This window comes from Dyadobacter pollutisoli, assembly GCF_026625565.1.
GTDB lineage: Bacteria > Bacteroidota > Bacteroidia > Cytophagales > Spirosomataceae > Dyadobacter > Dyadobacter pollutisoli.
The window spans coordinates 4312922-4327656 of record NZ_CP112998.1 but is presented as its reverse complement, the minus strand read 5'-3'; the positions used below and the strand labels follow the sequence as shown (position 1 = coordinate 4327656).

Annotated in this window: 14 protein-coding genes and 1 riboswitch; of the genes, 5 read left to right on the top strand and 9 right to left on the bottom strand. The window is 43.7% G+C overall.

The features are described 5' to 3' along the window. Positions 1-19: 19 nt before the first annotated feature. The 3 genes from ON006_RS17715 to argS all read right to left on the bottom strand — a co-directional run bounded on the left by ON006_RS17715 (position 20) and on the right by argS (position 2903). Positions 20-397 (bottom strand): DUF5618 family protein, encoded by a 378-nt coding sequence (locus ON006_RS17715; RefSeq protein ID WP_244820707.1) that lies wholly within the window; start codon positions 395-397, stop codon positions 20-22. 75 nt (positions 398-472) lie between these two features. Beyond that, positions 473-1030, bottom strand: coding sequence for a glutathione peroxidase (locus tag ON006_RS17710; protein WP_244820706.1), 558 nt, complete (start codon positions 1028-1030; stop codon positions 473-475). Between the two features lie 94 nt (positions 1031-1124). Further along, positions 1125-2903 (bottom strand): arginine--tRNA ligase, encoded by a 1779-nt coding sequence (gene argS, locus ON006_RS17705; RefSeq protein WP_244820705.1) that lies wholly within the window; start codon positions 2901-2903, stop codon positions 1125-1127. Positions 2904-3065: 162 nt separating this feature from the next. Between argS and ON006_RS17700 the strand changes: the two genes are divergently transcribed. Beyond that, entirely contained in the window at positions 3066-4619 is a 1554-nt protein-coding gene (locus ON006_RS17700) for a hypothetical protein (RefSeq protein ID WP_244820704.1), read from the top strand. A gap of 2 nt (positions 4620-4621) precedes the next feature. Here ON006_RS17700 and pyrR read toward each other — a convergent pair whose 3' ends face one another. Then, the gene (gene pyrR / locus ON006_RS17695; protein WP_255772898.1) at positions 4622-5164 is read right to left on the bottom strand and encodes a bifunctional pyr operon transcriptional regulator/uracil phosphoribosyltransferase PyrR; all 543 of its coding nucleotides are present in this window, start codon (positions 5162-5164) and stop codon (positions 4622-4624) included. Between the two features lie 63 nt (positions 5165-5227). On the opposite strand from pyrR, the gene pth reads away from it, so the two are divergent. Further along, the gene (gene pth, locus ON006_RS17690) at positions 5228-5788 is read left to right on the top strand and encodes an aminoacyl-tRNA hydrolase (protein ID WP_244820703.1); all 561 of its coding nucleotides are present in this window, start codon (positions 5228-5230) and stop codon (positions 5786-5788) included. A 241-nt stretch (positions 5789-6029) separates the two neighbouring features. Continuing rightward, positions 6030-6503, top strand: coding sequence for a hypothetical protein (locus tag ON006_RS17685; RefSeq protein ID WP_244820702.1), 474 nt, complete (start codon positions 6030-6032; stop codon positions 6501-6503). A gap of 77 nt (positions 6504-6580) precedes the next feature. Here the strand turns inward: ON006_RS17685 and ON006_RS17680 are convergent, their stop codons facing one another. Continuing rightward, positions 6581-7975: an OmpA family protein gene (locus ON006_RS17680; protein WP_244820701.1), complete on the bottom strand. Its 1395-nt coding sequence runs from the start codon at positions 7973-7975 to the stop codon at positions 6581-6583. Positions 7976-8048: 73 nt separating this feature from the next. Here ON006_RS17680 and ON006_RS17675 point away from each other — a divergent pair, with 73 nt between their 5' ends. Beyond that, complete coding sequence (locus ON006_RS17675; protein WP_244820700.1) at positions 8049-8930, top strand: DMT family transporter; 882 nt, start codon at positions 8049-8051, stop codon at positions 8928-8930. 15 nt (positions 8931-8945) lie between these two features. On the opposite strand, the gene ON006_RS17670 is transcribed toward ON006_RS17675, so the two are convergent. The 3 genes from ON006_RS17670 to ON006_RS17660 form a co-directional block, all read right to left on the bottom strand. Further along, positions 8946-9734, bottom strand: a complete 789-nt coding sequence (locus ON006_RS17670) for a PhzF family protein (RefSeq protein WP_244820699.1) — start codon at positions 9732-9734, stop codon at positions 8946-8948. Positions 9735-9863: 129 nt separating this feature from the next. Then, the gene (gene treA, locus ON006_RS17665) at positions 9864-11414 is read right to left on the bottom strand and encodes an alpha,alpha-trehalase TreA (RefSeq protein WP_244820698.1); all 1551 of its coding nucleotides are present in this window, start codon (positions 11412-11414) and stop codon (positions 9864-9866) included. Positions 11415-11451: 37 nt separating this feature from the next. Next, a complete protein-coding gene (locus tag ON006_RS17660; protein WP_244820697.1) occupies positions 11452-12393 on the bottom strand; it encodes a M20/M25/M40 family metallo-hydrolase in 942 nt (313 codons plus the stop codon). 139 nt (positions 12394-12532) lie between these two features. Then, a riboswitch (SAM riboswitch) is annotated at positions 12533-12640 on the top strand. Positions 12641-12733: 93 nt separating this feature from the next. On the opposite strand from ON006_RS17660, the gene ON006_RS17655 reads away from it, so the two are divergent. Then, positions 12734-13786 carry a homoserine O-acetyltransferase family protein gene (locus ON006_RS17655; RefSeq protein ID WP_244820696.1) on the top strand — a complete coding sequence of 351 codons (1053 nt, stop codon included), beginning with the start codon at positions 12734-12736 and terminating at the stop codon, positions 13784-13786. Positions 13787-13864: 78 nt separating this feature from the next. On the opposite strand, the gene ON006_RS17650 is transcribed toward ON006_RS17655, so the two are convergent. Further along, positions 13865-14635 (bottom strand): glycerophosphodiester phosphodiesterase, encoded by a 771-nt coding sequence (locus ON006_RS17650; RefSeq protein WP_244820695.1) that lies wholly within the window; start codon positions 14633-14635, stop codon positions 13865-13867. Between the last annotated feature and the right edge of the window lie 100 nt (positions 14636-14735).

Genomic DNA, 14735 nt, shown 5'->3' with positions numbered 1-14735 from the left:
CTAAATTCTAGGTAAATATTCAGGCTAGCGATTTTTGCTCAGCCCAATCAATAATTTTCTCTGCCAGTTCCAATCCTCCTTTTGAAACTGCAGCGCTAAGATTTCCATCATAACTCATTGACAGATGTAACGTGTCGTAAGCTGCTAGAAAATAAGACAATATTTTTTTGTCAGTTCCGGAGAGTTCCTTTTGATACCACTCAACACTTTTTCGGGTCTTTTTCTTTTTATCTCCCAAAACGCTGTCCAATGCGACCAGCACTCCGGCATAAGCAGTGTGCCCAGCCATTTTTACGTATTTCCTGTCCTTGTAAACGCCATTCTCTTTGACGGCCTTTTCTCTCAGAATTTCTTTGGCGTTGGAGAGGTACCGTTTGGCTTCCGTAATGTCTTTCATGTAAGTGATGTGTATGTAGTGCTGAAATATTTCAGGCTGCAAATTGTTGCAGCCTGAAAGTAAGAATTTATTTCCTCAGATTCCTACTGATTTTAGGAATTCAGGATCAGTTGGTAATATTTTGGAAGCGAAGAAATTGGTTAGTTCTCCTTTTTCATTCACAACGTATTTGCAGAAATTCCAGGTTGGTACTTTGTCATTCCAGCCGTTCAGATCTTTGCTCGAAAGCCATTTGTAAATTGGCGCCTGATCGTCTCCCAATACAGAAACTTTTTCAAACATCGGGAAAGTCACGCCGTAAGTAGCAGAGCAGAATGTCGCGATTTCTTCGTTGGTACCTGGCTCCTGGCCATTGAAATTGTTAGCAGGAAAGCCCAAAACGACTACTTTGTCTCCATGCTCTTTATTGAATTTCTCCCAGTCGGCATACTGTTTTGTGTATCCGCATTTGGAAGCAACATTGAGGATAACCACTTTTTTGCCTTTGTACATACTCAGGTCAATGGTTTTGTTACCCACCAGTGATTTCACTTTAAAATCATAAAGAGATTGTTTTGCAACAGGAGCGTCGGATGGTCGTTCTGCCATCTCGGTTTTATCGGCGAATAAACCGCCAATCAAGGTTGAAATCATAATAAAGATTGTTTTCAAGAAGCTCATAAAAGTTTTGGTTATTGGTTAAGTACGCATTTATATATAAAACGATTTCAATACGCTATTCATATTCCTACATCCGCTCAGGAACTTCTATGCCTAATAACCCCAAAGCCTTGTGAATTGTTTCCGAAACTACCTTAGATAATGCAACTCTGAATTTGACAGCTTCCGGGTTTGGATCTGAGAAGATCGAAACCTCTGCATAAAACTGGTTATATACCTTCGCCAGTTCAAATGCATACAGTGATATAATACTGGGGGCGAACTCATTAGCCGCTGCAACTACCTTCACCGGGAACTGTGACAATGCAAATACCAGCTCACGTTCTGCCTGATGCATAGCATAGGTTTCTGCCGGAATGGTTGCAATAATTCCTGCCTGTTCAGCCTTGCGCATGATCGAGCGGATACGGGCGTAGGTGTACTGGATAAATGGTCCTGTGTGTCCCTGAAAATCAATGGATTCTTCTGGGTTGAAGAGCATTCTTTTCTTAGGGTCCACTTTGAGCAGGAAGTATTTTAATGCACCCAAAGCCAGCTGGTTATATAATTGTTTGGCTTCGTCACTGTTAAAATCGTCGATTTTGCCTAATTCCTGGGTACGGTCAGACGCTGTCTGGATCATTTGTGCTACCAGATCATCGGCGTCAACGACCGTTCCTTCGCGGGATTTCATTTTACCTGATGGCAAATCCACCATGCCATAGCTGATATGATAGCATCCTTCGGCATAAGGTCTTCCCAAACGTTTCAAAATCGCGAAAAGAACTTTGAAATGGTAATCCTGCTCATTGCCTACCACCCATAAATAGCGATCATTGTTAAAATCACCATTCTTTAATTCTGTCGTTCCAAGATCCTGTGTAATGTATACGGAAGTACCATCGCCACGCAATACAAGTTTTTCATCAAGCCCCTCTTCGGTCAGATCGATCCAGACTGAATTGTCGGCTTTTTTATAAAACACATTGTTTTGAATACCTTCTTCAATGATGTCTTTTCCCAGCAAATAGGTATTGGATTCATAATATGTCTTGTCAAAACTCACACCGATTTTGTTGTATGTCTGGCTGAAACCTTCATAAACCCAGTTGTTCATTTTTTGCCAAAGTGCAACGGTTTCAGCATCGCCATTTTCCCAAAGCAGCAATAATTTCTGTGCTTCCAGAATCCACGGGGCCTTTTTGCCAGCCTCTTCTTCCGACATTCCTTCCTCTACCAGTGTACGGATCTGTTTTTTATATTCTACGTCAAACAGAACATAATATTTACCTGCCAAATGATCACCTTTAATTCCGCTTGATTCTGGCGTTTCATCATTGCCCAGCTCACGGTAGGCAAGCATGGATTTGCAAATGTGGATACCACGGTCATTTACAAGGCAGGTTTTAACCACATCATAGCCACTTGCCTTCAATATCCGGGACAATGCGTCGCCCAGGAAGTTGTTACGCAAGTGTCCCAAATGCAAAGGTTTATTGGTATTAGGAGAAGAAAATTCCACCATGACGGATTGCCCGTTGGAAGGAATAGTCCCGAAAGTTTCGTCTGTGAATACATTGGTAAACAGTTCCAGCCAGGTTTTATCTTTCAGGCTTATGTTCAGAAAGCCTTGCACCACATTGAACCTGTCTACAATAGCAGAGCCATCAATGAGCTCATTACCGATGGTCTGACCGATCTCTGCCGGGGCTTTGCGGGTGGTTTTTGTTAAAGGAAAAGTAACGAATGTGTAAAATCCTTCAAATTCTTTTTTGGTCGGTTGTAAAATGATTTCCCCGGCAGCAATATCGAAATGCTTTTGGATCGCTTTTTGGATATCTTCTTTTAGTATGGCTTCAATCGTCATGAAAATTGGGGTAAACAGGAAGCGTATTCTCAAAAATCAAGATACATCTCCGCAAGTTTTTATTTAAGTGAAATTATTTCTAATATTAATAGTAATGTTATCCTTTTTGATGCAAAATTAGGGTAAATATTGAAGAGAGTTACACCCCTGAAGGAAGAAGTTATGAATATCCGTTTTCTCCATTGTCTCCGGATTTATTTGGCCGTGTCATTAAGCCTGATTCCCCTGTTCAGTGCTGTGGCCCAGTTGCAGCAATCCGACCGGCTGGAAATTCCGACAAGCTCTTCCGCTACCGAGCAATTTGAGGTTTTTAGCCTGGGAGAGCAGGGAATTCTTTCCGTGATCAGAGGTAATGAGTATTCGACTAACCGGAACGAAACGTGGCAGTTTGTGAAGTACGATACAACATTGAAGGCGGTATGGCGGACTGGGTATAAACTGGATTTTCGGTACATACCCGTAATGGCTTATAAGGGGGAGACCAACGGCTACTGGCTTTTTGCGGAGCCCGATACGGATCGTTTTTTGTTTCTTCAGTTAAATTACAGTGATGGTTCTATCGATACATTCAAGGGTAGCTTGTTGTCGGGTGTGGATGTGCAGCAGTTTAAAGTGATTGGCAGTAAAGCGTTGGTTTCGGGTTATTACCGGTCACGCCCCGTCGTGATCGTGCATTCATTTTTTGATCACACAACCCGCGTTTTACCCGGATTATTTGAAAAAAACACAGAGCTGAATAATGTTGACATTAATGAGATTGATGGATACATTAATGTGATCACTTATGCCTATAGGAAGAAAAATTGTGTTTTTGAAATAAAAACTTATAACTACGACGGAAAACTACTGAAAAAGACCTCATTAAGCGATCCAAGAAACAGTTTCATTTCCGGCCAGATCATTCCGCTTAATCCCGATGATTCGTACCTGATCGGTAACTATTCCGTCGGCTGTACGCAATACTCGCAGGGGCTGTATGTAACACATATAGATCATGATACGCCACGGGAACCGCAGTTTATTGAGTTTTCTGAGTTACAGAATTTTTTTAATTATATGAAACCGAAACGTCGTGAGCGAATGCTTGAGAAGATCGGAAAGCGGAAAAGCCTGGGTAAGGAAAATCGCTTTAGATATCGCTTGCTGGTACATGAGCTGATCCAGACCGAAAAAGAGATCGTGCTGGTTGCCGAGGTTTATTATCCTAATCAAAGGTCATCCAGCCCGATCATCGCCGGAGGAATGTCGCGGCCGTATGTGTCCAGGTCGCTGGAAGGTTATCGCTACACGCACGCTATCGTTTGCGGGTTCGATCGTAGCGGCAAATTTATCTGGGACAATTGCATTACCATCAAAGATCTGACCAGCTTCGACTTGCAGGAAATGGTGCAGATAACGCCCGTGGACGATTATTTCGTACTTGCTTACCCACAGGAAGGGGAGATTCACACGGAAGTGATCAGCAGGGACAAAGTAGTAGTAGAAAGCGAAAAGTTTAAGATCAATGCCAAATCCGAAAAGGATAAGGTGCTTAATAATGAAGATGGCTATCTTTCTCCCTGGTACGGCCAGTATTTTCTTGCATATGGCATGCAGCGCATCGGTAGTTCCTCCATTGTCCAGGGACGGGAAGTTTTTTATATCAACAAGCTGACTTACAAAACTGAGGACATTGGCAAGGTCGATACCAAAGAGGAGGCATCACGTCCCCGGTAACATTAGTCGACCATCCAGATATGGTCGGCGTCGAATCCCTGTTCCTTCCATTCTACCTGCACGCGCTGGCTTTCGACAGTGCTTACATTCATTCCCACATAATTGGGATCTATCGGTAGCTCGCGGTTGTACCGGCGGTCGATGAGAACCATTAATTCAACGGCCTTAGGCCTTCCGAATGCAGTCATGGCATCCAGCGCGGCGCGTACCATCCTGCCGCTCGCCAGCACGTCGTCAATAAGTATCACTTTCTTTCCTTCGATCAGAAAAGGAACATTTGTTTTATTGGGCAAAAGAGGGGATTCGCGTCTTCTGAAATCGTCCCTGTAAAAAGTAGCATCCAGGTAACCCAGGGGAATATCCTTGCCGGTGCGTTCGCGAAGCTCGGCGATAATGCGTTCGGCAAAATAAATTCCTCTTGGCTGCAGGCCCATCACCACTGAGTTGGAAAAGTCCTGGTGATTCTCAATGAGTTGCTGGCACAACCGGCTGGTCATGATTTCGAGTAACGGGCTGCTAAGTATTAATCGTTTTTGGGGTATCATGTAATTTCCCTGAATTTTAGCCTAAATTAAGTGCTCAAAGATGAAATCAAAAACTTTTACCAAATGAAATATCTGATTGCCGGATTGGGAAATATTGGTCCGGAATACGCATTTACCAGGCATAACGTCGGATTTATGGTCCTCGACAGGCTAGCGGCAGAGCACGACTTTAAATTTTCCTTTGAAAAGCTCGCATTTGTAGCCGAGTGGAAGTATAAGGGACGACAAATTTATTTTATCAAACCGACGACATTCATGAACCTGAGCGGGAAAGCCATCAAGTATTACATGGATCAATATAAAGTTACGACGGAGAATACATTGGTGGTCGTGGACGAGCTGCAATTACCATATGGAACGCTGAGAATCAAGCCGAAAGGAAGTCACGGCGGACATAACGGTCTCAAAAATATTGAAGAACTTCTGGCTACGTCCGATTATCCCAGATTACGCTTTGGAATAGGGAATAATTTTCCCCGCGGCAGGCAAGTAGATTATGTTCTAAAAGCATTTTCCAATGATGAAATGGCGGAACTGCCGATATTTTTGGACAAGGCCGGGGATATGGTACTTTCGTTTTGTACTTTGGGGATACAATCGACAATGAATAATTATAACCAATGATTGTACTTTTTAAAGAAAATATAAATATTTCAAGATGATGTTTTGTTTGGAGTTTATAGCAGAAGTCGGAATATTAGGGAGGCTATTTTACAAGTATTAATATAAAGTAATAAATAATAGGCTCATTTTGTTATTTTATTCCAAATAAAATTTTGTCTATGGTTTTTTAAACAATTTGTAATTTCAAAACTAATGCGGACATTTGTATCACCGCTAGCGGAAATAAAAATTGAATAAAACCATGAAAACAAACGGAAATAGTTTTATATTTGCATTTATATATGGAATTCTAGTTCTCGCTCTGCCTCAGGCAACTATGGCGAAAGGCTCGGGAGATGAACAGAAAGATAATATTGCAGTAATTTCCAACGAATCCGAAATTGAATTTACTTCGTATATAGGTCAGGTATTTCCTGATTTTGTTAAGCAGGAAAATTGGAGTATTATTAATAATATTGTTACTTTATATAATCAGACACCATCTAAGGTTCGCGTCGCAAGTGCAGAGGATATCAATAAATTCAATGCAGCAGTTACGGAACTAGGAAGTAAACTGGAAACGATTAACAGCCCGGAGGCGCTTGAATGGAAAAGTAACCTCCTTGAAACTGCCCGAGTTGTTCGTTTTGTAAGAAATTTTGATTTAAATACGCTTTCAGTTGATCAAAATGAGATAAATACGGTGAAAGTGCCGAATTCATTTGTTAACTTTTAAGTTATAAAGATATTAAAGAAAAGAAAAGGTTAAGGGTTTAGGAATAGTCAGCATAAAGCCGTCTCCATGAGATGGCTTTATCTTTTTATAGGCTCCGCCCACACATCAACCCTTCTGTTTGATTTTTTGAGGGCCTCTGTCTGGTTCATTCTGCTAGGCTGCGCTGGACCATATCCTGCACCTTCAATCCTGTTTTCAGGAATTCCTTTGCCCGTTAGATAAGTCTTTACAGTTTCCACACGTTTTCTGGATAAATCGAGATTTTTCTCAAAATCACCGGTATTGTCCGTGTGCCCTTTCAAGATGATTTTAAGGTCTTCCCGTTTCTGGAAATAGGCGACAATTGAGTCCAGGCCTGACAATGCAGCATCTTCAAGAACTTCATTGCTTTGTGTGAAATACAACGTCGATAATGGAGTTGTATGGCTTTCGGGAGACAAGCTAATGAGGGATTTTACTTCTTCAAAACGATTGGTTGTTCTTATTGAAACGCTTTTGGACTGAAAGCCGTTGGCCTGTGCAGAAATCCTGTAAGATTCGTATGGTGTCAGTTCGAAATTGTAAATACCGTCAATGGTTTTCGTTTGGGCGACCAGGGAATCGTTATTGGATTTCCGGACCATTACTTCCGCATCATTCACTGGTTTCAGGTTCCGGCCGTCGTAAACCCTGCCGGTTACCGTCGCCATATTGCTCTTTCTTTTTACAGGCTTTTCTGGTTCAGTAACCTCTTTTTCCGGCGCCTTTTCAGCTTTGGCAACCGGTTCTTTGAATGCCTTACTAATGGTTTGGTAACTTCTGCGGATAAATACTGGCGTCATGACGCGATCATACACCCTGATCAGGGCGATGGAGCCAGCACTCGATTCATGATTGGCGATCAGGTCGTCCTGGAAGAAATTCAGTACCTGGTCATTGTCGAGCATGCCTTCGGTCCCCGGATCTTTGAATTCTACCTTGGATAATCCATTGATGTACATTTTAATAACCTTGGTGTCGAAGTCACGGGAGTAGACGTAGTGTACGTACTGGTTGGCTTTTACCGGTGCCTTTTCACCTATGGCGTAGTCGTAAAAATTGAGTTTTCCATCATAAATGTAGCTTCCATAGTCGCTTTTACGATTTTTGAAATCCAAAACCCGTTTCCAGCTGTCCAGCTCATCGAGTTTGAAGTAAATTTCAATGGTAAAAGATTTATTGAGAAAACCCTTGGCCTCTGTGTTATTGAATTGGAGACCGCTGTTCTTTTGGAACACGTAAATGCTTCTGCTAAGATCTTCGCTACCAGGGATTTTTTCTTTAATGTACTGGCCAGGCTCGCCGAGTTGCTTCAGAGACGGGCCGCCGCTCTCTATCGGGGTCAGGCCGTTGTTGAAATCATATGTCCATTGACTGCTTTGGGAAAAGGAAGGAATATGCAAAGCAAATAGAAGAACCGCGAGAAGCCATGTTGTACTTTTTTTACAAATCATGCCCAAAAATATGAAAAGTGGAGGCGGAAGCCGAAATGCATCGCGTATTTTTGAACCATAATTCTTTTGAAATGTGAAAAATATCGGCATTGGTATTCTCTTTTCCATTCTTTGGTCTTCTGCTTCGGTAGCAACCAAGTTTGGTGTTCAATCAGCTGCTCCTTTAATACTGGCAAACGTTCGATTCTTTATTGCGGGTATACTGTTGCTGTCTTTTTCTTACCTGTTTGGCAAGGGGGAGGCTTATCGGTTACCCAATCAAAAAGAATGGAGACAGCTTGCTCTTTTTGGTTTTCTTAATACAACGCTTTATTTGGGCCTCTACGTGTGCGCCATGAAATATACTGCCGCGGGTATTGGAAGCCTGGCGGTTTCCACCAATCCGCTGATCATCGTGCTGCTTTCATCGTGGTGGCTGAAAAGGCGGCCAAAATCGGAGGAATGGCTGGGAATAGTGCTTGGGATGACGGGAGTTGGCCTGGCTACTTATCCGTTGCTTGCAGACAGTGTTACAACATTTGGCGGTATTTCTCTTTTGTTAATCAGCATGGTAGCTGTTTCAGCTGCCAGTGTCTACTATGCCACCGTTTCGTGGCGACTTCCCAACCTGCTAATTAATGGTTGGCAGGTGTTTCTCGGGGGGGTATTTTTACTACCTGTTACGATCATGTTCAGCGATTTTTCGACGACCCGCTGGGATGGCGTGTTCTGGGGATCAGTGCTTTGGCTGATTCTCGCCGTGTCCATCGCAGGGTTGATATGCTGGTTTTATCTACTCAGGATTGACACCGTTCGGGCTTCATTGTGGCTCTTTTTATGCCCGCTTTTCGGGTTTTTCTTTGCGTGGTGGCTCATGTCGGAGCCTGTCACAGTTTATACCGTAGCAGGGACCGTGCTGGTTATAGCAGGTTTGTACGCAGGCCAGCGAACGAGGCTTGCTAGTGTAAAATCATAACAGGTTTCTTAAGGATCAGTCGATCAGTATTTCTCCTTTCAGGTACAATTTGGCCTGGCCACCGATGAAAACACGGTCGCCGCTGAGCTCACATTTAAGGTACCCACCTCTTCTGGAGAGTTGCTTGGCAGTTAATTTTGTTTTGTCGAGCTTCTCAGCCCAGTAAGGGATCAGGGTAGTGTGGGCAGAGCCTGTTACCGGATCTTCGTCAATGCCTGACTGTGGCGCAAAAAAGCGGGATACGAAGTCAACATCGTCTCCTGCTGCCGTAACGATAATTCCGCGGGCGGGAATGGTACTCAATACGATAATGTCAAATTCCAGGTCACGGACCGCAGTTTCTGATTCGAGAACAACCAAATAATCTGTTTTACCTTTATAAACCTCCAAGAGATCGGTGCCTGTGAGGCTTTCCATGAGTGCCGGCGGTGGTACTGCAATGTGGTAAAGGTCAACAGGGAAGTTCAATGTCAGCCAGTCCTCCTTGCAGTCGACAATGAGTTCGCCGCTCCTTGATTCAAAAAGGATCGTCTGCCCTTCATATTTTTCGATATTGAAGATCACATAAGCTGCGGCCAGGGTCGCATGCCCGCAAAGATCTACTTCAACCGTAGGGGTAAACCAGCGTATATGAAAGCCGGATTCTGTTGGAACGTAAAATGCAGTCTCTGCCAGGTTATTCTCAGCAGCAATATTCAGCATCGTTTCATCCGGTAACCATTCGGCCAAAGGAACGATTGCCGCAGGGTTTCCGCCAAACAGTTTATCAGTAAAAGCGTCAATTTGATATATCGATAGTTTCATGTAGGATCTAATGGGGTTGGTTACACCAAGGTATTAAAAATATTCTCTATTAAAAGAAGTTGCCTGTGGAAATTTTTAATATAATTTATTGGAATGATCTAAAAATTATGGCGATTATTTTTCGGGAAATTACCTCTTTTTGTTTTTCATGCGAAGGTACACACCATTTGTCCATCCGAAGCCTTCTTGGATTTCATACTCTCCACCTCCGGCTATCAGATTGGTGTCTGAAACATTATATTTTTCAAGCATTTTGCCGGAATGTTTGAATTCCTTATCTACTAATGCCAGCCATTCAGCGGATAATTGATTAGCGGTAAGGTGGAAATTATAATTTCTCAACCCTTTGTATACGATCCATTGCAAAGGCGCCCAGCCATTGGGCGAGTCCCATTGTTGCCCTGTCCGGACGGTGGTTGTCAGCAATCCTCCTGATTTCATAAAATTTAAACGGAGATACCGCCGGACATAGTGTGAATGTAATTTCGGGGCTAGTTTGAAAAAAAGCGGAAAAGCGCCTGCCAGTGTAACGGCTTTGGTAAAATCCCGCTTTTCAAAGTCATAATCCATATAATAGTTTTTTGACTCGTCCCAAAAATAAGTCTGTATCGCCTCACACCTTGCATTTGCTTTCTCATTGTAGAGGTCCGCACATACTTGATTTTCTTTGAGCAGATAGGCTTCCGCTAATGTTTGTTCAAGATGGTACATCAGACAATTCAGGTCAATGGGGATAATATCAGTCGTATGGATCGACGCAAAATCAGACTCTTCGGCAAACCAGCGGCTGCTAAAATCCCAACCCGACTCTGCGGCAGCCCGGATATGCCGGAATAAGGCGTCCGGCGCAACTTCATATTTTTCGAAAGCTTCGTCGGCAAGTTCAATATCCTCCCGGTATGACTCAGGTCGTGGCGTGCAGCGGTCGTCCCAGTAGCGGTTCAGCCGTACGCCGTCAGGCAAATGTACCAGTCGCCGGTGTGCGCAAAATGGTTCAGCGGCGTGACCGCCATCATCCATCCAATAATCATATTCTTTCTGCATTTGCGGAAGAAACCGGGTCAGCACTTTTTTACCTTCCATTTCACTGTATAGCCTCACCATGAGTGAAAAGAAAGGCGGCTGGGAGCGACTCAGATAGTAAGTACGGTTCGCTGTCGGTACGTAACCAAAACTGTCTATCAGATAAGCGAAGTTATTGATCATGTTTTCGATCAAATCCACCCGGCCTGACTCTTTTAACCCCAGCATCGTGAAATAGCTGTCCCAGTAATAAATCTCCCTGAAACGCCCGCCCGGTACTACATAGGAAAAGGGAAGTGGTATCAGCGAGCCACCACGTTCCTGGTTTTCGGGGTAGCGTGTCAGTAATGACCACAACGTTCCAATGTGTTCGGAAGTAGAAACGTTGGTGTCAGGCCTGAAACCAGATGCTATATGTACTGGCATCCTGAAATATTGCTGAACAAACAATGCGAGATCAAAATCAGGATTATCTTTTTCCTGATGATATCTCTCAATGATCAGAACCGGGTCTTCCAGGGGTATGGCGTCCGCGAATGTTTTGGAATCGACAAATATGTGGCTGTTCTGCACATCCTTAAATAACGTACCGTATAACTCCTCGGGAGAGATATGGGGTGACGCATAAGTGAAAGAGGGGGCAACATATCCGTACAAAACAACGCCTATTTTAAGGTTTACATTAATTTAAATGCTACTTCACTTCGGTGAATTTCAGTTTTGGGAGTTTCATAGCATTCTCTATCAGCATAATTTCAATGCCAAGGATGCCTGCCTCCGCTTTTAGGTCTATTTTATCAATGTCATCTGTGGGTTTGTGGTAATCATCGTGCCCACCTGTGTGAAAGAAAAGGACAGGTATTTGTTTGGCATAGAAAGAACCGTGGTCTGAGCCGCCGCTGCCGGCCTTGTCTGTAAAAAATTTGGTGTCGCTCTTTACATCTTTGAATATGACAGGCCATTCTTGGCTCGTTCCAAAACCGCCGATGCCCACGCCGCGATTGGCGTCATATCGTCCGATCATATCCATATTACCCATAAAATTGATCTTTTCCAAAGGCAATGTCGGATTGTTGACAAAGTACCGTGACCCTACGAGCCCGAGTTCTTCTGCCCCAAATGCAATGAAGAGAAAGTTGTAAGCTTCTTTTACGCTATTAGTTGAAAAATACCTCGCGAGTTCCAGCAGCCCGGCCACGCCCGAAGCATTGTCGTCGGCACCGTTGTGAATCTGCCCTTCTGGCTTTTCAGCTTTGGAACTGCCTTGGCTACCCGTTCCAAGGTGATCAAAGTGCGCGCCGATCACAATGGTATATTCAGCTCCGTTGTCCAGGAAGCCAATCACATTGTTGGCCTTACGAACACTGTCCGGTACAACAATCCGTCTGATTTTAGCAGTAAATGGTTGATAAAACCCTTCCGTACCTTTGGGTTGCAAATGGTACTTTTTAAATTCCCTGGCAACGTATCGGGCCGCTTTCTCATTCTCTTTGCTACCCGTTCCGCGGCCTTTCATTTTGTCGGAAGCCAGCTTGCTGATATGTGCATGAATCCTTTCAGGAGATGGGTTAATACTTTGGGGAAATGAGGTTATGGACAGCGTCAGTAAAAAAACAGAACAAATAAGGCTTTTCATTGAAATAGTAATCGTTAAACGGCAAAGATAAAGCCGCCGGGTGGGCGACGAAATAGAATTTCAGCATTTATTTGCATTTTCAGGCATCCAGGCTTAATATTGCAGCATCAAGTCAATTGCTTCACTTACCTGACAATTGATTTTATAAAGAAGAGGCGAGAGAATGGGCTCAATGAACCTCTGGCAACCTGCTACCGATTTGGAGAAAGGTGCTAATTCCCACCTAAGTTATTAGGAGATATAAACTCAATTCGTGTCAACTTACTGTTAGAAATTTCCGTAAGCCGGATGGCTTTTATCTCGCAATTTTTTTAGCATTAAAAATCTGTGCTCTGGCACTATGCAAGCGGAACAAAAAACATTTAAATACCCGTACGCTTATTCCCTGGAAATGGGTGGCGAACTTTCAGGCTTCGAGCTGTCATACACTACTTATGGAGAAAGAAACGCAGACGATAGCAACATCGTGTGGATCTGTCACGCGCTGACAGGCAGCTCCAATGCCGCCGACTGGTGGGACGGACTGGTAGGGGATGACAAGTATTTCAATCCTGCCAAATACTTCATTATTTGTGTCAATGTACTCGGCTCCGCTTATGGCTCCACCGGGCCGCTTTCTATCAATGCCAAAACGCAAAAACCTTATTACCGCGATTTTCCGGTCGTAACTGTGCGCGATGTGGTCGGTACCATGGAGCTTTTGCGACAGGAGCTGGCCATCAAAAAAATAAAAATATGTATCGGCGGGTCGCTCGGAGGTCAGCAGGCACTCGAATGGGCTGTGGAAGTGCCCGATCTTTGTGAAGAACTGATCGTGATCGCTTCCAACGCATTGCATTCGCCTTGGGGAATTGCTTTTAATGAGTCTCAGCGGATGGCGATCGAAGCTGACCCTACATTTAAGGATGATCATGCGGATGCGGGTAGCATGGGCATGCGTGCCGCGCGGTCCATTGCATTGCTTTCGTACCGCAACTACGACACTTATAATTTTACCCAGGCCCGTGATAATCCTGATCAGATCGATGATTTCAGAGCTTCTTCGTATCAGCAGTATCAGGGAGATAAATTTGTAAAGCGTTTCAATGCGTACTCCTATTGGGTTTTGTCCAAAATCATGGATTCGCACAATGTTGGACGTAACCGCGGCGGAATCGTACATGCCCTCGGCCTGGTGAAAGCCAAAACATTGGTGCTAGGTATCAAATCCGACCTCCTTTTTCCGCTCTCCGAGCAGCAGTTTGTGGCACGCCACATTCCCGACGCAGTTTTTCAGGAAATTGATTCGCTATACGGTCACGATGGCTTTTTGATTGAGTATAAGCAGCTTACACAGGTGATTCGTGCGTGGCAAGAGACCAATGGTCAACTTCAAATGGCCAAAATCGGCTGATGGTTTCAAAATCTTAACCAAAATAAAACCCGGTCTGATCTGTTCAGGCCGGGTTTTATTTTGATTTCAAATATCATTTTACTTACTAATGCTCAGCAGCAGCTCAGGCTCATTGGTGGTAATGTAATCCACATTCCTTTCGAGGAACCATTTCATTGTCGGTTCGTCATTGACCGTCCATACGTTGGTAGTAAGTTTTTTCTCACGCATGGCCGGAATGTACTCTTCCTTGCGTTTGAACACATTGAAATGATAATCGATACCATCCAATCCTGCTGCGCCAATTTCGTCCGGTGTTTTATCTCCGTTCAAATACTCCACATGGGCTTTTGGAGCGAGCTGTTTCACTTTCAGGCATACATCAAAATCAAATGCAATGTAGTCTGTGATTTTCTCCACTTTTAGCTTTTTGACCATTTCTACACATTTCGTAGCCAAAGCCAGGGATCTTTCTTTGCTGACAGAAGAAGTCTTAATTTCCAGTATCAGTCGTGTTTTTTTCTGTTTTGAACCTGCTTTGAGGTAGGCTTCCAATGTTGGCAGCGCCTCGCCGTTATCAAGTTTGATCAGCGAAAGCTCCTGAGCAGTAGACTTTTCAATGTGCGTACCCTTGATGGAATGATCATGCAGTACAAACAAAACCGAATCCGCCGACATATGCACATCAAATTCGCTTCCGTAGCAACCCAGCCTGATCGCATGTTCCAGCGCACCGATTGAATTTTCGGTCGCCCCGGTATTTTTCCATGCGCCTCTGTGTGCAATTACCTTGTTTTTATTTTGTGACATACCTTCAAAAGTGGTCAGGCTAAGGAGTCCCACAGCAATCGATAAAATGATTTTTTTCATTGTATAAAATTTAAACTTCCCCTCAAAAAGATGATTTTCCTTCTGATTTACCCCATTTGGGCTTTTGGATCAAAGGCGAAAATTACGGCGAGTTGGGTTA